The sequence below is a fragment of the Erythrobacter sp. S267 genome, from assembly GCF_057365045.1.
This window is the reverse complement of the sequence record NZ_CP200298.1, coordinates 2711058-2731644: the sequence shown is the minus strand read 5'-3', so window position 1 is coordinate 2731644 and position 20587 is coordinate 2711058. Positions and strand designations below refer to the sequence as shown.

General features: G+C 61.0%; 21 protein-coding genes. 14 read left to right on the top strand and 7 right to left on the bottom strand.

Going from position 1 to position 20587, the window contains the following annotated elements; genetic code table 11:
- Window positions 1–71 precede the first annotated feature (71 nt).
- The 3 genes from thrS to AC0V6X_RS12810 are packed head-to-tail and all read left to right on the top strand — an operon-like array spanning window position 72 to window position 3204.
- Window positions 72–2093 (top strand): threonine--tRNA ligase, encoded by a 2022-nt coding sequence (gene thrS / locus AC0V6X_RS12820; protein ID WP_486184937.1) that lies wholly within the window; start codon window positions 72–74, stop codon window positions 2091–2093.
- Window positions 2094–2109: 16 nt separating this feature from the next.
- Complete coding sequence (locus tag AC0V6X_RS12815) at window positions 2110–2460, top strand: hypothetical protein (RefSeq protein WP_486184936.1); 351 nt, start codon at window positions 2110–2112, stop codon at window positions 2458–2460.
- Window positions 2461–3204, top strand: a complete 744-nt coding sequence (locus tag AC0V6X_RS12810) for a TSUP family transporter (RefSeq protein ID WP_486184935.1) — start codon at window positions 2461–2463, stop codon at window positions 3202–3204.
- Here AC0V6X_RS12810 and AC0V6X_RS12805 read toward each other — a convergent pair.
- Together AC0V6X_RS12805 and AC0V6X_RS12800 are read right to left on the bottom strand one after the other, a co-directional pair.
- Window positions 3201–3335, bottom strand: a complete 135-nt coding sequence (locus AC0V6X_RS12805) for a hypothetical protein (protein ID WP_486184934.1) — start codon at window positions 3333–3335, stop codon at window positions 3201–3203. The genes AC0V6X_RS12810 and AC0V6X_RS12805 overlap by 4 nt on opposite strands.
- A 35-nt stretch (window positions 3336–3370) precedes the next feature.
- Window positions 3371–4348 carry an agmatine deiminase family protein gene (locus AC0V6X_RS12800; RefSeq protein WP_486184933.1) on the bottom strand — a complete coding sequence of 326 codons (978 nt, stop codon included), beginning with the start codon at window positions 4346–4348 and terminating at the stop codon, window positions 3371–3373.
- Between the two features lie 121 nt (window positions 4349–4469).
- Here AC0V6X_RS12800 and glnE point away from each other — a divergent pair, with 121 nt between their 5' ends.
- The 8 genes from glnE to AC0V6X_RS12760 all read left to right on the top strand — a co-directional run bounded on the left by glnE (window position 4470) and on the right by AC0V6X_RS12760 (window position 15175).
- On the top strand, window positions 4470–7193 hold the full coding sequence (glnE, locus tag AC0V6X_RS12795; protein WP_486184932.1) for a bifunctional [glutamate--ammonia ligase]-adenylyl-L-tyrosine phosphorylase/[glutamate--ammonia-ligase] adenylyltransferase: 2724 nt from the start codon (window positions 4470–4472) through the stop codon (window positions 7191–7193).
- On the top strand, window positions 7190–7663 hold the full coding sequence (locus AC0V6X_RS12790; protein ID WP_486184931.1) for a peroxiredoxin: 474 nt from the start codon (window positions 7190–7192) through the stop codon (window positions 7661–7663). Before glnE ends, AC0V6X_RS12790 begins: the two co-directional genes overlap by 4 nt.
- Before the next feature lie 16 nt (window positions 7664–7679).
- On the top strand, window positions 7680–8471 hold the full coding sequence (locus AC0V6X_RS12785; protein WP_486184930.1) for a ferritin-like domain-containing protein: 792 nt from the start codon (window positions 7680–7682) through the stop codon (window positions 8469–8471).
- A gap of 160 nt (window positions 8472–8631) precedes the next feature.
- Window positions 8632–9423 (top strand): M23 family metallopeptidase, encoded by a 792-nt coding sequence (locus AC0V6X_RS12780; protein WP_486184929.1) that lies wholly within the window; start codon window positions 8632–8634, stop codon window positions 9421–9423.
- Window positions 9424–9670: 247 nt separating this feature from the next.
- Complete coding sequence (locus AC0V6X_RS12775; protein ID WP_486185581.1) at window positions 9671–11212, top strand: acyl-CoA synthetase; 1542 nt, start codon at window positions 9671–9673, stop codon at window positions 11210–11212.
- Window positions 11209–12498: a cytochrome P450 gene (locus AC0V6X_RS12770; protein WP_486184928.1), complete on the top strand. Its 1290-nt coding sequence runs from the start codon at window positions 11209–11211 to the stop codon at window positions 12496–12498. The genes AC0V6X_RS12775 and AC0V6X_RS12770 overlap by 4 nt, the downstream gene beginning before the upstream one ends.
- A gap of 218 nt (window positions 12499–12716) precedes the next feature.
- Window positions 12717–13364, top strand: coding sequence for an OB-fold-containig protein (locus AC0V6X_RS12765; RefSeq protein ID WP_486184927.1), 648 nt, complete (start codon window positions 12717–12719; stop codon window positions 13362–13364).
- 68 nt (window positions 13365–13432) lie between these two features.
- Window positions 13433–15175, top strand: a complete 1743-nt coding sequence (locus AC0V6X_RS12760; protein ID WP_486184926.1) for a flotillin family protein — start codon at window positions 13433–13435, stop codon at window positions 15173–15175.
- Between the two features lie 78 nt (window positions 15176–15253).
- Here AC0V6X_RS12760 and galU read toward each other — a convergent pair whose 3' ends face one another.
- Window positions 15254–16132, bottom strand: coding sequence for a UTP--glucose-1-phosphate uridylyltransferase GalU (galU, locus tag AC0V6X_RS12755; RefSeq protein WP_486184925.1), 879 nt, complete (start codon window positions 16130–16132; stop codon window positions 15254–15256).
- A gap of 105 nt (window positions 16133–16237) precedes the next feature.
- On the opposite strand from galU, the gene murA reads away from it, so the two are divergent.
- Window positions 16238–17524: a UDP-N-acetylglucosamine 1-carboxyvinyltransferase gene (gene murA, locus AC0V6X_RS12750; protein WP_486184924.1), complete on the top strand. Its 1287-nt coding sequence runs from the start codon at window positions 16238–16240 to the stop codon at window positions 17522–17524.
- A gap of 158 nt (window positions 17525–17682) precedes the next feature.
- On the opposite strand, the gene AC0V6X_RS12745 is transcribed toward murA, so the two are convergent.
- Together AC0V6X_RS12745 and AC0V6X_RS12740 are read right to left on the bottom strand one after the other, a co-directional pair.
- Window positions 17683–17928, bottom strand: coding sequence for a ribbon-helix-helix domain-containing protein (locus AC0V6X_RS12745; protein ID WP_486184923.1), 246 nt, complete (start codon window positions 17926–17928; stop codon window positions 17683–17685).
- The gene (locus tag AC0V6X_RS12740; RefSeq protein WP_486184922.1) at window positions 17925–18164 is read right to left on the bottom strand and encodes a DUF2805 domain-containing protein; all 240 of its coding nucleotides are present in this window, start codon (window positions 18162–18164) and stop codon (window positions 17925–17927) included. Before AC0V6X_RS12740 ends, AC0V6X_RS12745 begins: the two co-directional genes overlap by 4 nt.
- 74 nt (window positions 18165–18238) lie before the next feature.
- On the opposite strand from AC0V6X_RS12740, the gene AC0V6X_RS12735 reads away from it, so the two are divergent.
- Both AC0V6X_RS12735 and AC0V6X_RS12730 read left to right on the top strand, forming a co-directional pair.
- The gene (locus tag AC0V6X_RS12735; protein ID WP_486184921.1) at window positions 18239–18766 is read left to right on the top strand and encodes a response regulator transcription factor; all 528 of its coding nucleotides are present in this window, start codon (window positions 18239–18241) and stop codon (window positions 18764–18766) included.
- A 12-nt stretch (window positions 18767–18778) separates the two neighbouring features.
- On the top strand, window positions 18779–18973 hold the full coding sequence (locus tag AC0V6X_RS12730; protein WP_486184920.1) for a DUF4019 domain-containing protein: 195 nt from the start codon (window positions 18779–18781) through the stop codon (window positions 18971–18973).
- Between the two features lie 4 nt (window positions 18974–18977).
- Here the strand turns inward: AC0V6X_RS12730 and AC0V6X_RS12725 are convergent, their stop codons facing one another.
- Entirely contained in the window at window positions 18978–19637 is a 660-nt protein-coding gene (locus AC0V6X_RS12725; protein ID WP_486184919.1) for a PilZ domain-containing protein, read from the bottom strand.
- A gap of 196 nt (window positions 19638–19833) precedes the next feature.
- On the bottom strand, window positions 19834–20556 hold the full coding sequence (phbB, locus tag AC0V6X_RS12720) for an acetoacetyl-CoA reductase (protein ID WP_486184918.1): 723 nt from the start codon (window positions 20554–20556) through the stop codon (window positions 19834–19836).
- Window positions 20557–20587: the final 31 nt, after the last annotated feature.

Genomic DNA, 20587 nt, shown 5'->3' with positions numbered 1-20587 from the left:
TCCACACCGCTCTTCCGGTGCGCGTCCCTTTGTCCTAAGGCGCGCGCTCAGGGAAAAAGAGACGCTTTAAGATGACCGAACTTTTAAAGATCAGCCTGCCCGATGGCTCTGTGCGCGAAATGGAGCCGGGGTCGAGCCCCGCTGATGTCGCGGCGGCAATCGGGCCGGGCCTTGCGAAAGCGGCTTTGGCGGCCAAGGTGAACGGCGAAGTGCGCGATCTCGCCCGCCCGTTTGATGGCGATGCTGAGCTGGCACTGATCACTGCGCGTGATGAGGCCGATGCGTTGGAGCTGGTGCGCCACGATTTCGCCCACGTCCTTGCCGAAGCGGTGCAGGCGCTGTGGCCCGGCACGCAGATCACCTTTGGCCCCGCGACCTCGGATGGCTTCTATTACGACGTCATGGCCCCGTCTTCTCGCGAGCCCTTTGGGTTAGAAGACTTGCCCGCCATCGAAGAGAAAATGCGCGAGATCATCAAGGCGGATAAGCCCTTGGTGCGCGAGGTCTGGCAGCGCGACGATCTGATCGCAAAGTGGGAATCGGAAGGCGAGGCGTTTAAGGCCGAATGGGCCAAGGAACTGCCCGAAGACGAAGACCTGACTGTCTATTGGTCTGGCGAGCCGGGTTCGGACGGCGCGTGGCTCGATATGTGCCGCGGGCCTCACCTCGCCTCAACCGGCAAGCTCGACCCGCAGGCCTTCAAGCTGATGCGCACCGCGGGCGCCTATTGGCGCGGCGATCAGCGCAACGCGCAACTCACCCGCATTTACGGGACTGCCTGGCTCAACAAGAAACAATTGAAGGCCCACCTCCACCGGCTCGAGGAAGCGGCCAAGCGCGACCACCGCAAGCTGGGCCGCGAGATGGACCTGTTCCACTTGCAGGAAGAGGCGCATGGCAGCGTTTTCTGGCACCCCAAAGGCTACATGATCTGGCGCGAGCTTGAAGCTTATATGCGCCGCAAGATGGACGGCGCCGGCTATCGCGAGATCAAGACCCCGCAGGTCATGGATGTGCGCCAATGGGAGCAATCGGGCCACTGGGGCAAATATGCCGAGAACATGTTTGCCGTGCCCGACATCGTGCCCGAAGTGGACGAGACTGGTGCAGCGGCAGCGGCCCCGAAAGTCGCCAGCGATGCCAATTGGATGGCGATCAAGCCGATGAATTGCCCGGCGCACGTCCTCGTCTTCAAGCAGGGCATCACCTCCTACCGCGATCTGCCGATCCGGCTGGGTGAGATGGGCTGTTGCCACCGCAATGAGCCTCACGGAGCGCTCCACGGGCTGATGCGCGTGCGCCAGTTCACGCAGGACGACGCGCATATATTCTGCACCGAAGCCCAAGTGGTCGAAGAAGTTCAGGCGTTTCTCAGCCTTGCCGATAGCGTGTATCACGATTTCGGCTTTGAGTATGACATCAAGCTCGCTCTGCGCCCTGAAAAACGCTTCGGCTCGGATGCTGATTGGGACAAGGCGGAGCAGGAATTGCGCGATGCTTTGACCGCCAATGGCCTCGAATGGGAAGAGCTGCCCGGCGAAGGCGCGTTCTATGCGCCCAAGCTTGAATGGCACCTCACCGATGCGATTGGCCGGACCTGGCAGGTTGGCACGATCCAGTCCGACCGTGTGCTGCCCGAGCGGCTTGATGCGAGCTATGTCGGAGAAGATGGCGAGCGCCACCGCCCCGTCATGCTCCACCGCGCGATCTATGGTTCGTACGAGCGCTTTATCGGCATTCTGATCGAGCACTTCGCCGGTCGTCTGCCTGCCTGGCTCTCTCCCGTGCAGGCGGTGGTTGCGCCGATTGTCTCGGACGTGGATGGCTATGCGCAGGAGGTCGAAGCGAAACTGGTGGCAGCTGGTATCCGTGTCGAGAGCGATCTGCGCAACGAGAAGATCAACTACAAGATCCGCGAACACTCGCTCGCCAAAGTCCCGCATCTGCTGATCGTCGGAAAGCGCGAGGCGGAAGAGGGCACGATCGCGATGCGCACTTTGGGCGAGAAGGAGCAGCAGATTCTGACCCTTGATGAAGCGATTGCGCATCTCAAAGACGCTGCCACCCCGCCTGATCTGCGCATTTCAGATTAGCCCGCCCCGACCTGTCATGAAGATCCTCATCATTCTGTCGCTCCTGCTCAACATCGTTGTGCTGGTGCCGGTGACCTACGGAATCGCCAATGGAGCGGAGTGGGTTGGCGAGGCTTATGGCGGGAATACGCCCGCAAGAGGGATCGTTCTCGCCTTCTATCTGGCCATTTTGGCGGCATCGGTCGGCTTCATGTTCAAGCCCATTCCGGCCGCGATTGCTGCAATGTTGGCGCTCCAGATCATCTACAAGGTGCTGACGCCATTCACGGTGGGCACGCTCGCGAACCCTGTCGTTACGGCTAATCTGGGCATCGCCGCCTTTCACGCCATCACGCTGTGGGTGGTGGCGAGCCAGTTCGAGAGCTGAATGGAATTCCTCGCCGGTTTCAGCGCGAGTAAGATCGCCGTGGCGGTGGTTGCCACTTTGGGCGCGGCGTTTATTCGCGGGCTGACGGGGTTTGGCTTCGGCATCCTGCTGGTGCCGATCCTTGCGCTGGCTCTGACTCCGGTTGAGGCGGTGCTGGTCATCAATATCATGGCCGGATTGCTGGCTGTGACCGAGATCAAGCTGATCGCGCGCGAGGCGGAGCGCAGCGCTTACATCATCGGCGCGCTGGTGGTGTTGGGCACGCCCTTTGGCCTCATCGCACTCGATGCAACACCGCCCGATCTGGCGCGGTTGTTAATCGCTTTGATCGCGCTCTCCGCCTTCTTCGCCATCCTGATGCCCAAGCGCTCCGCTGAGCAGCCCGGCAAGGTCACCACCGGAGCGGTTGGCATATCCGCAGGGCTTCTGACGGGCTTTGCCGCGATGCCGGGGCCTCCGGTCGTGCCCTATTATGTCGGACGAGACATTCCGCGCATGACCGCGCGCGCCTCTATGGTCGGGATCTTCGGGATTTCCGCCGTCGCCGGACTGGGTTCGGGTGCAGCGATTGGCGTGCTCGACTGGCGGACCGGTCTGCTGGGCCTTTCGCTCTTTCCATTAATGCTGCTGGGCAATTGGGTCGGCCACCTCGCGTTTGGCAAGATCAGCGATCCGGTATGGCGGGGCTGTGTGGGCGTTACCTTGGGCGCGGCGGCAATCGCGGCGCTGGTGAAGCTGCTTTAGAGTGGAAGCGGCTGCCCGGCGAGGATCAGCGCTGCGCCGCAAGCCAGCACGATCGCACTGCTCAGGACGTCGACCTGACGCGCGCGTGCTTCGCGAAGAGCGGTGGCTGATAGGGCGAGGGCTTTGCTCATCCCATGAGCTTAGCGCGCAAAATCCTAACGCCGCGTTAAACTTTGGGCATTTGCTGGCTGGCGCAGTGGAAGCCACCGCCACCCGCGAGCACCGCATCGGCGCGCAGACCCACGGTTTCGCGGTCAGGGAAGAGCGCGGCGATGGCCTCGACGCCGGCTTCGTCATGCGGTGAGCCGAAGGTCGGCACGACCACCAATTGCGTGGTGATCGCGAAGTTCACATAGCTCGCGGGCTCCACGCGCCCGTCGCGTTCGATCCTGCCGGGGGACGGGATGGAGATGACCTCCACGCCATTCTTTTCTGCGCGGGCCTTGGCATCGACATAAATGGCGGCGTTAGGATCATCAGAGCCGGTCGCATGCGGAACCACCATCCGGTTCGGGCCGACAAAGCGCGCGAGATTGTCGACATGGCCGTCAGTGTGGTCGTTGATCAGACCCTCGCCGAGCCATAGCACACGGTCGAAACCGAGCTGACGCTGGAGCTCTGCCTCGATTGCCTCGCGCGTCATGGCGGGGTTGCGATTGGGATTGAGCAGGCATTGCTCTGTCGTTGCGACCAGACCCGTTCCATCGCCATCAATCGCCCCTCCTTCGAGGATCATGTTCGAGCGGTTGAAAGGCAGGTCGCAATCGCGGGCCAATTCCGCGCCAATCGTCTGATCGCCCTCCATCAGATATTTGCCACCCCAACCGTTGAAGCCGAACAGGCGGGCCGACCGCGCGCTTGCCTCGTTCACGATCAAGGGGCCGGTGTCGCGCAGCCAGATGTCGCCATAGACCCGCTGTTCAATCGTGACCTTTTCACTCACCAGCGACTGGGCAATTGCCGCATTCGCCTCGTCCCGGACCAGCAGGAGGACCTCTTGCCCGCTCTCTGCCACCGCGCTGGCAAAGGCGGCGATCTGCTCTTGCGCAGGGACAAGCCAGCCCGGCCATTCCTCGGCCAAATGCGGGAAGCCAATCCACAGCCAGTCTTGCGGCGCCCATTCGGGAGGCATTGTGGCGGGCATAATGGGCGGGTCTCCGGATGCGAGCAAGGATCGCGCGTCTTTCGCAGAGGTGCCCCCGCCCCGCAAGCGCCTGCCCCGCAAGCGGCTTGCAGGGTCGCAGGCGAAAGCGCAAAGGGACGTCATGACCGACCCCGACTGGACCGGAGCGATCAAGCGCGCGCGTGCATTTGCGCCATTCCTTGCGCGTGCCCTGTATCGCCAGCCCGATCTTGAAGCTCTGCTGGCCAGGGGCGAGGGCGAAACGGCGCTTGCATGGGCGAGAGCGCGGGGCGAGCATGAGGACGCTGGGATCGGCCTGCGCCGCCATCGATTGGGTCTGGCGACTGCATTGGCGATTGGAGACCTTGCCGGAGCCTTCCCGCTCACCCGCGTGATGCATGAGCTGAGCAACTTCGCCGACCACGCGCTCGACACCGCGATCCGCACCGCCATCCGCGAACGCAGCGGCGAGGACCGCGCGGACGGCTTCATTGCGCTAGCCCTGGGCAAGCAGGGGGCAGGCGAGCTCAACTACTCATCCGACATTGATCCGATCCTGCTATATGAACCCGATCTGCTCCCGCGCCGGGCAAGCGATGATCCGGGCGAGGTCGCGCAGCGTTATGCGCGCCGGATCATGACGCTGCTGTCTGACACTACGCCAGAGGGATATGTTCTTCGGGTCGATCTTCGGTTGCGTCCGGCTGCTGAGATCAGCCCGCTGGTGGTCCGGCGCGGAACGGCTCTCACGCATTATCAGGGAGAGGCGTTGGCGTGGGAACGCGCTGCGTTCATTCGCGCCCGGGCGGCGGCAGGCGATATTCCAGAAGGGGAGAAATTCCTCTCCGAAATCGCGCCGTTCGTCTGGCGACAGGCGCTTGATTTTGGAGCCGTGGAGGAAATCCGTGCGCTCACCCAACGTATCCGCGCAAGCTATGATGGCCCGATTGCGCCCGGCCCTGGCTTCGACGTGAAGCGCGGGCGCGGTGGCATTCGTGAGATCGAATTCTTCGCGCAGACGCATCAGCTCATCCATGGCGGCCGCGATCGTTCGTTGCGCGTTCGCGGCACGCGAGAGGCGCTCGACAGGTTGGCGCTGGCCGGGCGTATTTCATCTGACGAAGCGCGCATTCTGGGTGAGGGCTATGACCGTTTGCGTGTCATTGAGCACCGTTTGCAGATGGTCTATGACCGGCAAACTCATGCGCTTCCCGAAGGTGAGGCATTGGATGCGGTTGCTCGCCTTGATGGCTTGGCGGATGGCGCTGAGCTGGTCGCAGAGCTCACCGAACTGACCGGACAGACCGGAGCACTCTACGAAACGCTGATCGGTGCCGAGCAATCGGTTGTCCCCACTCCGCCGCCGCCGCCGAGCGAGCGCGAGGCGATGCTTGCTAAACTGGGCTTTGAGGAGCCCGCCAAACTCGCCGCGCGGATCGAGGAATGGCGCGATGGCCGCTACGCCGCGATCCGCAGCCCGCAGGCCCTGGAGGCATTCGATCAGCTCCTGCCCATTCTGCTCAAGGCTATTGCTGAAAGCGATGATCCAGACCGGGCGATCGTCCGGTGGCAAAGCGTTATTGAGCGCGCGCAGTCTGCGATCCAGCTGTTTCGCCTGCTGGTGGCTGAGCCAGACATGCTCGACCGCCTTGTCGCAGCACTCACCCTTTCGCCTGTCCTCGCTGACACGGTCGCGCGGCGGCCCGAAGTGCTCGATGTACTGATCGAGAATGAGCCGGTGGAGTATGGCCGTCTTCGCGAAGCCAAAGCGGCGCAAATGCGCAGCGAGGCTCAGCGGGACGATTACGAAGCGCAGCTCGATTGCATTCGCCAAGTGACGAGCGAGGCGCGCTTCACGCTTGGGATCAATCTGATTACCGCGCAGAGCAAACCTTCCGTAATTGGCGCGGCACTGTCGGACGTCGCCTGCGCGGCAATCGAGGTGGCGAAGAGCGCCGCAGAGGCAGAGTTCGCTCAAACTCACGGGCGCATTGCGGGGGCAGAGCTGGTCGTCGTTGGCCTTGGAAGGCTGGGCGGCGGTGCATTAACCCATGCCTCTGACCTCGACATGATCTACCTCTTCACCGGATCGTTCGACGCTGAATCCGATGGAGAACGCCCTCTGGGTGCGACGCTCTATTTCAACCGCCTGGCAAGCCGGGTCAGCGCGGCTCTGTCTGTGCCAACAGCGCAAGGCGTACTGTACGAAGTGGACACACGCCTGCGTCCGCAAGGCAAACAGGGGCCGCTTGCTGTGTCGGTTGAGGCTTTCGCCAAGTACCAACGCGAAAGCGCCTGGACTTGGGAACATATGGCCTTGAACCGTGCTCGGGTGTTGGCTGCGTCCCCGGCAGCTCAGGCCGAGGTTGAGGCGATCATTGACGATGTGAAACGCCAAGCTCGTGATCCAGCGAAATTGCGCAGCGACGTTCTCGAAATGCGAGGTGAAATGGCGCGGCATAAGCCGGCGCGCGGGCCCCTCGACGTCAAGCTGATGCGCGGCGGGTTGGTGGATGTGGAGTTTCTCGTCCACTTCCTGCAATTGCGTGAAGCGGCGGGGCTCTCTGACACTGACGGCGCAATATTCTCGCCCGATTTCGCTGCAGCGCTCCCCGCGCTTGCAAAAGCCGATTTGGTCCCGGATGATCTGTGGCCTGCCTACGATCTGATGACCGACATCCTTGTTGCCGGACGCTTGCTCGCGCCCGATACGAAGGAACCCCCGCCCGCTGCTGCAAAAGCGCTTGCGCGTGCCTGCCAATGCGATAGCTACGCGCAGCTTTTGGAACGGCTGGCAGCGGCGCGCGTTTCTATCGCGCAAGGCTGGAAGGCCACTTTTGAGCAAGATTTGGAGATCCCGAGATGACCGACTTTCCGACCGCTGGCGACGCCATGCCCGACATCGCGATGGAGACCCCTGATGGCGGCTCTGTCAAAGCGTCTGATTTCGCTGGCAAGAAGCTCGTTATCTTCTTCTATCCCAAGGACAACACGCCGGGCTGCACGACTGAAGCGAAGGACTTCACCGCTTTGAAAAGCGATTTCGACGCCGCCGGTGTTGAGCTGCTGGGTGTCAGCAAGGATTCGGCCAAGAAGCACCAGAACTTCATCGCCAAACACGATCTCAAGACCCCGCTTGCCACCGACGCGGAAGAAGGCGGCCTGTCCGATGCGCTCGGCATTTGGACTGAGAAGCAGATGTACGGGAAGACCTATATGGGCATGGTCCGCACCACCTATCTCGTCGGCGCTGACGGGAAGATCGCGCAGGTCTGGAACAAGGTGAAGGTCAAAGGCCACGCCGAAGATGTGCTCGCAGCCGCTAAGGCACTCTAAACGAACCATTTCGACTATGACGACGCTCGCCCAAGCTATCCGCAGCGCTCTGCTGACAGGCGACCCGCGCGCCAAGTGTTTTGCCACACGCGATGTGGCGCGGCGTTGGCGCAAGGGTGAGCTTGAATTCGCCTTCGACGTTGCCATGCCAGATCAACCCGCCTGGCCTGACGCGCCTGAGCTGCTCCCGCCCAACAAGGTGCCCAAGCGCGGCAAGTTTGGCTCTGAGCGCGCGCGCATAGCCTTGTGGCACTCGCTGGCGCATATCGAGTTTGTCGCGATTGATCTGGCGCTCGATATTGTCGGGCGGTTTGGGGAGCAGATGGGAGAGGAATTCGCCTCTGACTTCCTTTCGGTTGCCGCCGACGAGGCCATGCATCACGCGCTGCTTGCGCGAAAGCTCGAATCGCTTGGCAGCCATTATGGCGCTTTGCCTGCGCATGCAGGGCTGTGGGAAGCGGCGCATGAAACGCGCAATGACGTCGCGGCGCGGCTCGCAATCGTGCCGATGGTGCTGGAGGCGCGTGGGCTAGACGTTACGCCTGCTACTCTTGAACGGGTCAAGGCCGCCGGAGACGAGCACGGATCGCGCATATTGGCCCGCATACTTGACGACGAAATTCGCCATGTGGGCTTTGGCACCAAGCACTTTCTGCGAATCTGTGAGGCTTCTGGTAACGATCCGGTAACCATGTGGAAACGTTTGGTTCGTATTCACTTCCGAGGCCCCGTTAAGCCGCCATTCAACGACTCAGCGCGTCTTGCAGCCGGTTTGTCGCGGGACTTTTATGAAAATGTTGCGATCTAAAGAATCGCAGCCATACCAACGATCACGCACCGTCCGGCTAATGAGAGTACCGGGCAAGAAATCGCACTGCGCATAAGAGCCGCATAGAGCTCAATCGATAGAACAAGCGCAGGCGACCAAACAGATTATTGGCAGATTTGCCAGTCAGGACCGGGTCCAAATGTTTTCGCGCTTTAAGCGTCCCTTCTCCAAGCTTACCGCTGCGCTTGCTGCGGCTGTGACGCTTGTGGCCGCGCATCCCGCTCTCGCCAACACCAACGCCAATTCCACCGCTGCGGCCGCCGATATGGCTGAGCCACTGCGTGAGACGAACGATGATACGCTCGCTGATGGCGATGTGCGTTTCCGCGAACTTTTTGCGAGTTGGTCCTCGCTCGATAGCGCACCTGCGGTTGACATGGGTCTAGCACCTCCGGTGTTTGAACGCTCTGCCGTGTCGATTCCGTCAATGGTTCCGACCGACTATGTCCGTATTTCGAGCCCCTTTGGCATGCGCATTCACCCGGTCCGCGGTGGGCGCCGGCCTCATAAGGGCGTTGACCTTGCTGCTCCAACCGGCACGCCGGTTCGTGCAACAGCCGATGGCATCGTGACCTTGGCCCGCGCAGGACGCGGATATGGCCTCTACATCAAAATTGATCACGGCGCGGAGCTGGAAACCCGCTATGCGCACCTCTCCCGGATGACGGTTTCAGCGGGCGAGCGGGTCGAAAAAGGTGAAGTAATTGGGTATGTTGGCTCGACCGGTTGGTCGACTGGGCCGCACCTTCATTACGAAGTTCGCGTCGATGGGGTTGCAGTCGATCCAATTCCCTATATGGTAGAGCGCGAGACACAGGTTCAAATCGCCGAACTGGCCGCTCAGGCGGTCGACGTTGAAGAGAGCCAAGCCGACATGCTGCCGGGACGGCGCCGTGTTGGGGCAGACGTTGAAGAGACCGAAGGGTCGTAACGCCGTCTGAGACAGTTTACCCGCCTACGAGCGGGTCGGACATTGGAGAGGGTGTCCGAGTATAGGCGGCGGGTTTTCCCGCCGCCTTTTTTCTGCGAACCGCTTTTTTGAACTTTTGGACCAGCGAAATGTTCCCGCATGAATTCGCTTGAGCCCGCCGCTCGCGACGTTAGTCTCCCTTTGCAACTGGAAGAGAGCAGTCTGATGCCTCCGCATGGATCAGACTGGCAGGGAGAGACCAATGAGCATGCACCCAATCGCGCACGCCGCGAGCCGTCCTGACCAACCCGCTGTGATCGTCGCAGAGACCGGTCAGCAAATGACTTTCCGTGAGATGGATGAGGCAGCCAACCGCTTCGCCCATCTGCTTCGCGCGCGCGGCCTGGGGGAAGGCGACGCCTTTGGCGTTCTGCTTGAAAACCGGATCGACTTCTGGCCGATCATCTGGGGCTCGCAGCGCGCTGGTACGATGTTGGTGCCAATCTCGACCCGGCTGACCGCGCCGGAGATTTCCTATATCCTCAAAGACGCCGAGGCGAAGCTGCTGATCACCTCGCCCAAATTCGACGGAGTGCTGGGCGGGATCAGGGGCGGAATGCCTGACCTTGCGATGCTGCTTGCTGATGGGGCCGGAGATGAGGACTTTGCCGCTGCCCTCGCCGAGCAGCCATCTGACCCAATCGCTGACCAGAGCGCGGGTCTAACCATGCTCTATTCCTCAGGCACGACGGGCCGTCCCAAGGGCATCCGCCCAGCTTCCCCCGAAGATCCCGATCCGCAAGCCCCAAATGCGCTGATGGCGCTTGCGATGATGGGGGCGGGGATGCCGGCTGATGGTTCGATGGTCTACCTTTCCCCTGCGCCGCTCTATCACGCAGCGCCGATTGGCTGGGCTTCGACCGTGCACCGGCTAGGCGGCACGGTCGTGATGATGGAGAAGTTTGAGCCCGAGGCCGCTCTGAAAGCGATCCAGGATTACAAAGTCACTGACAGCCAATGGGTGCCCACGCACTTTGTGCGTTTCCTTAAGCTCGATCCGGCGGAGCGCACTAAGTACGACCTCTCGAGCCATCAGCGCGCGCTGCATGCGGCTGCTCCGTGTCCCGTGCCGATCAAGCGCGAAATGATCGAGTGGTGGGGGCCGATCGTGAACGAATATTATGCGGGCAGCGAAGGCATCGGGATGACGCTGGTGAAGTCGCCCGAATGGCTCACCCATCCCGGCAGTGTTGGCCCCGCGATCTACGGCAAGCTCCACATCTGCGATGGCGAGGGGGAAGAGGTGCCAGCGGGTCAGGACGGCCTCATCTTCTTCGAGAATGAGCTTCTGCCAACCTATCACAACGACCCCGAGAAGACCGCCGACGCGATGCATCCCAAGGGGTGGATGACATTGGGCGATATCGGCCATGTCGATGAGGACGGCTTCCTCTACCTCACCGACCGGAAGAGCCACATGATCATCTCTGGCGGGGTCAACATCTACCCGCAGGAGATTGAGAACCTGCTCGTGACCCATGACAAGGTGATGGACGCCGCAGTCATTGGCGCACCGTGCCCCGATCTTGGTGAGAAGGTTGTCGCGGTCGTCCAGCCCATCGATATGGGTGATGCTGGCGACGCGCTGGAGGCAGAACTGCGCGAGTTCCTCGAGCCCACTCTGGCGCGGATCAAGATGCCCAAACTATTCGACTTCCGCCCCGAACTCCCGCGCGAGGCCAATGGCAAGCTCTATAAGCGCGAGCTGCGCGATGAATTTGAAGCCAAAGCGAAAGAGGGTGCCGCGTGAGCAAGCCTGCCACGCTCCCCAGCGAGGTCGCCCGCCAAGTCATTGCGCCGGAGAGCTATGCTGAGTGGAACGGGTTGCTCGATACGTTTGATCGCCTGCGCGAGGAAAGCCCCGTCGCCAAAGTCGTCGCCGATGACGATAGCTTCGAGCCCTTCTGGTTGATCACCCGCTATGATGACGTGATGCGGATTTCGAAGGACAACTCGACCTTCCTAAACAATCCCAAGCCGGTGGTTTTTGCGACGCGCGAGGCTACTGCGTTTTCGCGCGCGGCGACCGGCTCCAACATGCTGGTGGATTCGCTGGTGGTCTTCGATGCACCGATCCACCCGAAATATCGCAAGCTGACCCAAGACTGGTTCATGCCGCGCAACCTCAAGCTGATGGAAGATGAGATTCGCGCGCTCGCCGACACGCTGGTTGAGGGGATGATTGCGAACGGCCCGGACGTCGACTTTGTGAAAGACGTGGCCGCGCCCATGCCGCTTCATGTGATTATGCAGATCCTGGGCATTCCCAAGGAGGATGAGGGTCGGATGCTGATGCTGACCCAGCAGATGTTCGGTGGGCAGGACAAAGACCTGTCCGGCAGTGGCATGGAGAATATGACGCCGGAACAGATCCTCCAGCTGGTCTCAGGCGCGGTGAAGAGCTTTGAGGATTACTTTGCTGGGATCGCAGCAGAGCGCCGTGCCAATCCAACCGATGATGTCGCCAGCGTCATTGCCAATGCGAAGGTTGATGGAGAGCCGCTGCCCGACCGCGATATGGCGGGCTATTACATCATCATGGCCGCAGCAGGTCATGACACGACCTCGGCGACCATGTCCGGCGCGATGCTGGCTCTGGCGCGCGATCCGGAGCAGTTTGCGCGGGTCAAGGCCGACCGCTCGCTGCTGCCGGGTCTGGTCGAAGAGGCGATCCGCTGGACGACCGCTGTGCAGCACTTCATGCGCACCGCGGCGCAGGATGTTGAGATTGGCGGTCAGCTGATCAAGCAAGGCGACTGGATGATGATCAACTACGTCGCCGCCAATCACGATCCAGCCCAATTCGAGAACCCGCGCGACTTTGATGCTAGCCGCTCTCCCAACCGCCATATGGCGTTCGGAGCGGGCGCGCATCAGTGCCTCGGCCTGCATCTCGCACGGTTGCAGATTCGCATCCTGTTCGAGGCTTTGCTGGATCGGTTGGAGGTTGTGGAGTTGGCGGGCGAACCGGCGCGGTCGAGCTCCACTTTTGTGGGCGGATTGAAGACTTTACCGCTCAAAATATCGGCCACCTAAGCCCCCAATATGGGGAGTCCTTTTTCGGATTCAAGGTCTTGTAATTCAAGTATAAAGGCCAGTTCGATTTTGCGGTCAAAATTGCCGATTTTGCTACCCAAATGACGGGTTTTGTGTTAATCCCACATTCATGGGAAAAACTTGGAAACACTTCGTTGCAGACTTTGCGGCGGGTGACCGTTTGAGCGCTCTGCTCGCGCTAAGAAGGGGGGGATCACATGACTTTGCTTGAAGCACACAATCTGCCTTTTGCTGCCGCGGCGGTCCTGCTGGTCTTTATCGCGGTCGCGCAAGTGATCGGCATGGGCGATATGTTTGACGGTGCGGATGCGGACATTGATCTGGATGCAGATTTTGATGGAGCGGAGGCGCTTGAACCCAGCGGCTTCTTTGAGGCGCTGATGACCCTGATGGGGATCGGCCGAGTGCCATTCCTGATCTGGCTGGCGATCTTGCTGTTCGTCTTTGCCGCGATTGGCGTCGCTTTGCAGCAAACGCTGGTCGCCACCGTCAACGCACCTGCTCCGATCTGGCTGGCAGGCTTGGTTGCCGGGGCCGCTGCGCTGCCAGTGACAGGGATGCTCACGCGTCCTCTGGAGCGGCTGCTGCCCAAGGATGAGACGAGCGCGGTTGGGCTCGACAGTCTGGTGCGGCGCGATGCCGAAATTCAGCTTGGCACTGCCAAAGCTGGTTCGCCTGCGCGTTCCAAAGTCATCGACCGTCACGGCCATCCGCATTTCGTGATGGTCGAGCCGCAGGACCCCGAGGCCGAGCTGGTCGAAGGCGAAACCGTGATGTTGGTCCGCCGAGAGGGACAGACCTTCTACGGCGTGCGATACGAAAACCCATTGCTGGCTTTGAAATGAGCCAACCCGGAGCGGCGTGCGTCCCCGAAAGCGCGCGCTGATCCGTCCATAAGTAAACAGGAGGAAGAATGGAAAATCTGATTGAAATTGCGATTTGGGTGGGTCTCGCCTTTGCGGTCCTGCTGGTCATTTTCATCGTTCTAACCAGCCTTTACCGCCGCGCATCGAAGGAAATCGCCTTCGTCCGGACAGGTGTGGGTGGCGAGAAAGTCGTGATGAATGGCGGCGCCTTGGTGCTGCCGGTGTTTCACGAGACCATGCCCGTCAATATGAACACGCTGGTGCTGCCGGTCGTTCGCCGTGATAGCGAAGCGCTCATCACGCTCGACCGTCTCCGGATCGACGTGAAGGCGGAATTCTATGTCCGCGTGCGTCCCGATGCAGGCGCGATTGCGATGGCGGCGCAGACCCTTGGTCAGCGCACGATGCAACCAGAGATGCTCAAAGACCTCGTCGAAGGTAAATTCGTCGACGCGCTGCGCTCTGTGGCTGCGGGCATGAGCATGAACGAACTGCACGAGCAGCGTGCTGACTTTGTTCAGAAGGTGCAGCAAGTGTCATCCAACGACCTTGCGATGAACGGTCTGGAGCTGGAATCGGTTTCGCTGACCGGGCTCGACCAGACTTCGATTGAGCACTTCAACGCCAACAATGCGTTTGACGCTGAAGGTCTGACCAAGCTGACCGAGCAAATCGAGGCGCGCAAGAAACTGCGCAACGATATCGAGCAGGACACGCGCGTTCAGATGGAATCGAAGAACCTCGAAGCCGATCAACGCTCCTTCGAAATCGGCCGTGACACCGAATATGCCCGCCTCCAGCAGGAGCGTGAGGTTGAAGTGCGGCGCGCTTCGCAAACGTCTGAAATCGCCCGCGAACAGGCCGAGCGTCAGCGCGAAGCCGATGCGGCGCGGATTGAGGCGAAGAAGCAGGTCGACGCGCAGCAGATCGAGGCCGACCGGCTCGTCGAAGAGGCGCGGATCGACCAGCAGCGCGCGCTCGAAATCGCTCGGCAGGAACAGCAGATCGCGGTTCAGAACAAGTCGCGTGAGGAAAGCCAGGCCAAGGCGGAAGCCGACGCGGCTCGCGCTCTGGCTGTGACGGCTGAGGAGCAAGTCACGACGTCTCGTGAGAGCGAAATCGCTGAGCGTCAGAAGAAGATCGAACTGATCGAAGCAGCCAAGCAGGCTGAACGTGAAGCGATCCAGGTCAAAGTCGAGGCCGAGGCGGAGAAAGACGCAGCGCTCAACCGCGCGGAAGCCTCAAGGCTTGAAGCCAAGGGTGAGGCGGATGCCGAGATCCTGCGCGCCGAAGCCGACCGTGTGCGCTTCGAAGTGGAAGCCGCCGGTCAGCAAGCGGTCAATGAGGCAGCGAACATCCTCTCAATGGATCAGATCAGCCTCCAGACCAAGCTTGCTCTGCTCAAAGTCCTGCCTGAGGTCATCAAGGAAAGCGCCAAGCCGATGGAGGCGATTGACTCGATCAAGATCGTCCAGGTCGACGGGCTTACCCAGAATGGCGGGGGCAGCTCCGGCGCGCCTGCGGTGTCGGGCGGAGGCTCGGGAAACCTGGCGACTGATGCAGTCTCCGCAGCCCTCGCCTACCGCGCACAGGCGCCGGTGCTCGACGGGCTGATGAAGGAGTTGGGTCTGGACGGTTCCTCCATCGGAGGCCTCGCCAAAGGCGCCGCAGACAGCGTGACCGACGCGGCCAATGACAAGTCGCTGGTCGATGTCATCGCCGAAGTCTCTGAGCAGGTCGAAGAGGCACAAGAGCGCCTCGAAGGCGACAGCGAAGAGGCAGCTGAATAGCGCGACGGATATGTCGCTCAACAAAAGGAAGGGGGCTGCGTTTCGCGGCCCCCTTTTTTCTTCATCCGAGCAGGAGCGCTACTTCAGGAGCCTCTGGGCCATGGCGCGCACTTCGTCGCCCATATCCTCGCGCTCCAAAGCCAATGCCAGCGTCGCTTCGACAAAGCCCAGCTTGCTGCCGCAATCATAGCGATTGCCATCAAAGGTCACGGCGTGGAACGGCTGGGTCCCGATCATCCGCGCCATCGCATCGGTGAGTTGGATCTCTCCACCAGCGCCCTTGCCCTGGTTTTCGAGCGTCCGCATCACTTCTGGCTGGAGGATGTAGCGGCCTGAGATAATCTTGTTCGATGGTGCCTCGGCCACAGGGGGCTTCTCAACCAGGCCCTTTACCTCGGTCAGCGCGCCGTTAGCCGCGCCGGGATCGATCACCCCGTAGCTGGAGACCTCCTCCATCGGCACTTCGAGCACGCTGATGAGATTGCCGCCGGTTTGATTGTAGGCATCGACCATCTGCTTCATGCAACCCGACCCGCCTTTCTTCCCAATCATCAATTCGTCCGGCAGGAAAATCGCAAAGGGTTCATCGCCCACAATCGCCCGCGCACACCAGATTGCGTGTCCAAGTCCCATCGGCACCTGTTGGCGCACGGTGATGATATCGCCGGGAGTTGCGCGGGTTGGGTCGAGCACGGACATGTCCTTGCCCCGCTCGCTCATGGTGGCTTCAAGCTCGTAAGCGACGTCGAAATGTTCGACGATGGCGCTCTTGCCCCGGCCCGTGACGAAGATCATCTGCTCGATCCCCGCCTCGCGCGCTTCGTCCACGGCGTATTGGATCAAAGGCCGGTCGACGATGGGCAGCAGCTCTTTGGGAATAGCCTTGGTCGCGGGCAAGAAACGGGTGCCCAGACCTGCAACAGGGAAGACGGCTTTCTTGATCGGTTTGAGGCTCATTGTTGTCGTACCTTCAATCGTCATTAGGCGGTGCGCAAAGCCGTGCCTTGTCCGCTGCGCAAGGTCAATGTTGCGCGCTTTGACCGTTTCGCTAATGCAGGGAACATGGACAAGCTAATCATTCGTGGCGGCAATCGGCTGTCAGGCACTATTCCGATTTCTGGCGCTAAGAATGCGGCTCTCACGCTGATCCCTTGCGCACTCCTGACCGAAGAGCCGGTGACGCTGCGCAACCTGCCGCGTCTTGCTGATATTGACGGGTTCCAGCATCTGATGGGCCAGTTTGGAGTGACCGTCAGCATCCAGGGCAATAACCGCCCGGAAGATTTCGGCAGAGTCGTAACCTATCAGGCGGCGCGCATTACTTCGAACGTTGCGCCCTATGATCTGGTCCGCAAAATGCGCGCCTCGATCCTTGTACTCGGCCCCATGCTGGCGCGTGCGGGCGAGGCAACGGTGTCGATGCCCGGCGGCTGTGCGATTGGGAACCGGCCTATCGACCTGCACTTGAAGGCGCTGGAGGCGTTTGGCGCGGAGATTGAGCTCGCCCAGGGCTACGTTAAGGCGATCGCGCCCGATGGCGGTCTTCCGGGCGGCGACTTCGACTTCCCCGTCGTCTCTGTCGGAGCGACCGAGAACGCGGTGATGGCAGCGGTCCTCGCCAATGGCACGAGCCGCCTGACGGGTGCCGCGCGGGAGCCGGAGATTGTCGATCTGTGCAACCTGCTCACCGCGATGGGCGCAGAGATTGAGGGGATTGGCTCCTCCGACCTTACGATCCACGGCGTGAAGCGTCTCAACGGCGCAACCTACAAGGTAATGGCCGACCGGATCGAGGCTGGCTCCTATGCCTGCGCCGCGGCGATCACGGGCGGCGAAGTGCGGCTTGAAGGGGCGAGCGCGGAGGATATGGTCTCCACCCTTGCAGCCCTGCGCAATATCGGCGTGGAAGTGACCGAGGACAAAAAGGGCGTGAACATCGCGGCCAATGGAGTGCTCAAGCCTGTTGACCTCACCACCGCTCCGTTTCCGGGCCTCGCCACCGATATGCAGGCGCAGTTGATGAGCCTTCTTTGCAAGGCGGACGGGGCCAGCGTGCTCAAAGAGACGATCTTCGAGAACCGCTTCATGCACGTGCCGGAATTGGCTCGTATGGGGGCGGATATTTCTACCGAAGGACGCACCGCCATCGTCAAAGGCCCTGCTGACCTCACCGGCGCAGAAGTCATGGCAACGGACCTGCGCGCTTCGATGAGCCTGATCATCGCCGCTCTCGCTGCAGAGGGTGAGACAACGGTGCGCCGGATTTATCACCTCGACCGCGGCTATGAGCGGTTGGAGGAGAAGTTGCAGTTGGTCGGTGCCAATATCGAACGCGTCGGCGACGACTAGAGGTTGGGGCTTAGAGCGGGGCTTCCCCTTGGGTTGGCCTGCAAATCGCGCTGCTCCGGCCTTCCGGTGCTCACGACCCAGAAAGGTCGCTGCGCGCCGGGTGCCGGACCCTCACGATTTTCGGCGAAACCCAAGCGAAAGCGTCTCGGTGGCTATTCCTATTTGGACTGACTTACGAGCCAGACCCGGATCGCACTGGCCAGGCCGGGCGGCGTCTCCGCCTTGATCCGCTCTGCGTCGATCTTGGCGACAAGAGCGCTGACGGGCAGCTCCCGTTCCTCTGCCGCCTTGCGCAGCATGTCCCAGAACATCGGCTCCAGACTGATCGAAGTCTTGTGTCCGGCAATCGCGATCGAGCGTTTTACCGGCGGGTGATAGGCCGGTGGTTCGGCAGGTTCGCTCACTTGTAGTGCTCCCGCCGGTCTGAGAAGGTCCGCACGCGCTTGCGCCAGGCACGGTAGCTGCCCGACTTTAGCTCACCGCGCATCAGCGCCTTCACGTCTTTCTCCGCCAGTCCGAACTCCCGCTCGATCTGCGTGAAGCTCACATGATCGCTCAGTGCCATTTCGACGATGGCGCTCACTTCGGCGGTGGAGAGGTTTGGCGGGATTTGCGGCATAGACAGGCTCTTAATCGACATCGCGCGGCCCCGCCATGGCATCCAACAAGAAATTTGGGGTGGTCTCTCTCGACTGACACTCTAGCTTTCGATCCATGAGTGAGGGCATCAAAGCGCTGTCGGACAAGGAGAAGGAGACGCTCCGCCTCATCGTGCGCGGGCATGATGCAAAGTCAGCGGCGAGCGCTTTGGGGCGCTCGGTGCACACGATCAACGAGCGCCTGCGAACAGCCCGCCGCAAGCTCGATGTGACCTCCAGTCGCGAAGCCGCGCGGCTGTTGCTTGAGCATGAGCATCCAGGCCACAAAAATGCAGTAGACACGAAAATTTGGGATGCGTTGAGCGCGGCCGATCCTGAATCTCCTTCCACCACTGCCCCCATTCGGCGGGCGCTTTGGATAGGAGGAATAGGAATGATGTTGAGTGCAATTCTGGCCGCTGCTTTACTGGTCCCGCAAGAGCGCTCCCCGGGCGATCGTGCAACGCCTATTGAGGTCGTGCAGCTCAATGAATTTGAGCGGGCCGCGCTGGAATGGCTGGCATTTGTCGACCGATCCGACTGGCAGGCGAGTTTCGACGCAACAGGCCCAGCCTTTCAGGAGCTGAACACGTTCCAAACTTGACGAGATGCGTCATTGCAAGCGCGGGTGCCGTTGGGAGGCGTTGTGACGCGCGAGACGCTTGAAGCGCAATATGTCCATGCGCCGCCTGAAGGCTATGTTGTAATGGTGTTCCGCACCGACTTTGCCACACGCAAAGGGGTCACTGAGCGGGTGACGCTGGAGAAGGTCGGCGGCGTCTGGAAAGTCGTCGCCTATATGATCGACTGAAGCCCTAGGCCGCGCGCGCCTTCGCGAGCAGCTTCGAGAAACCGCCTGAGCGTCCGGCTGAGAAGGGCTGCAAGTGCATTGCGCACAGGGCTAGTTCTTCGGTTTCGACCGGGTGCTGGAATTTGATGCCGTGGCGGCCTTTTCTGGACCAGCGCACCTGCGCCAGTTGCGTCGGCAATCCGTCGAGCTCAAAACTCATCAGCGCGCCGATGCGCAATTCGGCTGGGCTTGCGATCTTTGCGCCTTCGCAGGAGATGTCGAGCAAGCGCCCGTCGGTCACTTTACGTCCATCGCGCAGCCGCGCAATGCCGGGCACGTTGAGGCGGATCGGGCGCACGGTGCGGGGCTGCTCATCCGTGAGAAAATCGTCGAGTGAAATCACGCTGGCAAAGCGGTATCCGGCCTGACGCTCACCGGTCCACATACGCTCAATCGGGAAGGTCAGATCGTTCGCCAGTTGCAGGAAAGTGCGCGGTTCAGGCGGCACGTCATGCAGAAAGCCAAGCCCAATGCCCTTCTCGGCAACGTCGCGGATCAGGCAGAGATACTCGCCGCTTTGGCACACCATCTTTGCGCGGCGCAGCACCATTGCGGCGCGCTGCGCGTAATGCGTCTCCGTGCCTTCAGAAGCGGCATTGCCCGCCATTGTGCCGTGCTCGCTCATCGCGCAGCTCCATTTCCCATCGGCTCCCTGTGAGAGCCGGTCCCATTGCCTTTTTGAATGCACGCATGTGAAAAGGGTTATCAAACCCCTCGCGAGCATTCCTAAGCAAAACTAGCTGACTGTGCTTAACAAATGGTTTCCAACAAACCTGCTATTGGCCGCAGAAACTGACCGGTCGGTCGAAGTGGAGGCTGCGCTAGTACATGTGCTGCCCGCCATTGATGCTCATGGTTGAGCCGGTCGTGAAGGCACCGTTCTCAGAAGTGAAGAAGGTCACACCGCGCGCGATTTCTTCGGCCTGACCCAACCGGCCGACCGGGATCTTGGCAACGATCTTCTCCAGTACGGGTTCGGGCACGGCGGCGACCATGTCGGTGTCGATATAGCCAGGTGCGATGGCGTTGACGGTGACGCCGAACTTTGCGCCTTCTTGGGCGAGAGCTTTCGTGAAGCCGTGAATGCCCGACTTGGCGGCCGCGTAATTGACTTGGCCGTATTGCCCGGCCTGCCCATTGATCGAGCCGATATTAACGATCCGCCCCCAGCCGCGCTCGCGCATGCCGGGGAAGGTGGCTTTGGCCATATTGAAGCACCCGCCCAGGTTGATGCGCATGACATCGTTCCAGTCCTCAAAGCTCATCTTATGGAGCGTTCCATCGCGCGTGATGCCGGCATTATTGACGACGATATCGACATCTCCGTGCTCTTCAGCGACCTTGGCGCAGCCTTCCAGGCACGCTTCGTGATCGCCCACATCCCATTTGTAAGAGGGGATGCCGGTTTGCTGAGTGAAGGCTGCGGCCGCTTCATCATTGCCGCCGTAATTGGCGATGACGGTGTGGCCTTGACGTTTGAGCCTGTTGCAAATCGCTGCACCAATTCCGCGCGTGCCCCCGGTGACGATGGCGACCTTGCCCATATTCAAACTCCCTGATCTGTAATCGACGTGG

Bases quoted from the DNA above. Each gene is read 5' to 3' on its own strand.
- thrS (WP_486184937.1), top strand. From the start codon at position 72: ATGACCGAACTTTTAAAGATCAGCCTGCCCGATGGCTCTGTGCGCGAA.
- AC0V6X_RS12815 (WP_486184936.1), top strand. From the start codon at position 2,110: ATGAAGATCCTCATCATTCTGTCGCTCCTGCTCAACATCGTTGTGCTG.
- AC0V6X_RS12810 (WP_486184935.1), top strand. From the start codon at position 2,461: ATGGAATTCCTCGCCGGTTTCAGCGCGAGTAAGATCGCCGTGGCGGTG.
- AC0V6X_RS12805 (WP_486184934.1), bottom strand. From the start codon at position 3,335: ATGAGCAAAGCCCTCGCCCTATCAGCCACCGCTCTTCGCGAAGCACGC.
- AC0V6X_RS12800 (WP_486184933.1), bottom strand. From the start codon at position 4,348: ATGCCCGCCACAATGCCTCCCGAATGGGCGCCGCAAGACTGGCTGTGG.
- glnE (WP_486184932.1), top strand. From the start codon at position 4,470: ATGACCGACCCCGACTGGACCGGAGCGATCAAGCGCGCGCGTGCATTT.
- AC0V6X_RS12790 (WP_486184931.1), top strand. From the start codon at position 7,190: ATGACCGACTTTCCGACCGCTGGCGACGCCATGCCCGACATCGCGATG.
- AC0V6X_RS12785 (WP_486184930.1), top strand. From the start codon at position 7,680: ATGACGACGCTCGCCCAAGCTATCCGCAGCGCTCTGCTGACAGGCGAC.
- AC0V6X_RS12780 (WP_486184929.1), top strand. From the start codon at position 8,632: ATGTTTTCGCGCTTTAAGCGTCCCTTCTCCAAGCTTACCGCTGCGCTT.
- AC0V6X_RS12775 (WP_486185581.1), top strand. From the start codon at position 9,671: ATGCACCCAATCGCGCACGCCGCGAGCCGTCCTGACCAACCCGCTGTG.
- AC0V6X_RS12765 (WP_486184927.1), top strand. From the start codon at position 12,717: ATGACTTTGCTTGAAGCACACAATCTGCCTTTTGCTGCCGCGGCGGTC.
- AC0V6X_RS12760 (WP_486184926.1), top strand. From the start codon at position 13,433: ATGGAAAATCTGATTGAAATTGCGATTTGGGTGGGTCTCGCCTTTGCG.
- galU (WP_486184925.1), bottom strand. From the start codon at position 16,132: ATGAGCCTCAAACCGATCAAGAAAGCCGTCTTCCCTGTTGCAGGTCTG.
- murA (WP_486184924.1), top strand. From the start codon at position 16,238: ATGGACAAGCTAATCATTCGTGGCGGCAATCGGCTGTCAGGCACTATT.
- AC0V6X_RS12740 (WP_486184922.1), bottom strand. From the start codon at position 18,164: ATGTCGATTAAGAGCCTGTCTATGCCGCAAATCCCGCCAAACCTCTCC.
- AC0V6X_RS12735 (WP_486184921.1), top strand. From the start codon at position 18,239: ATGAGTGAGGGCATCAAAGCGCTGTCGGACAAGGAGAAGGAGACGCTC.
- AC0V6X_RS12725 (WP_486184919.1), bottom strand. From the start codon at position 19,637: ATGAGCGAGCACGGCACAATGGCGGGCAATGCCGCTTCTGAAGGCACG.
- phbB (WP_486184918.1), bottom strand. From the start codon at position 20,556: ATGGGCAAGGTCGCCATCGTCACCGGGGGCACGCGCGGAATTGGTGCA.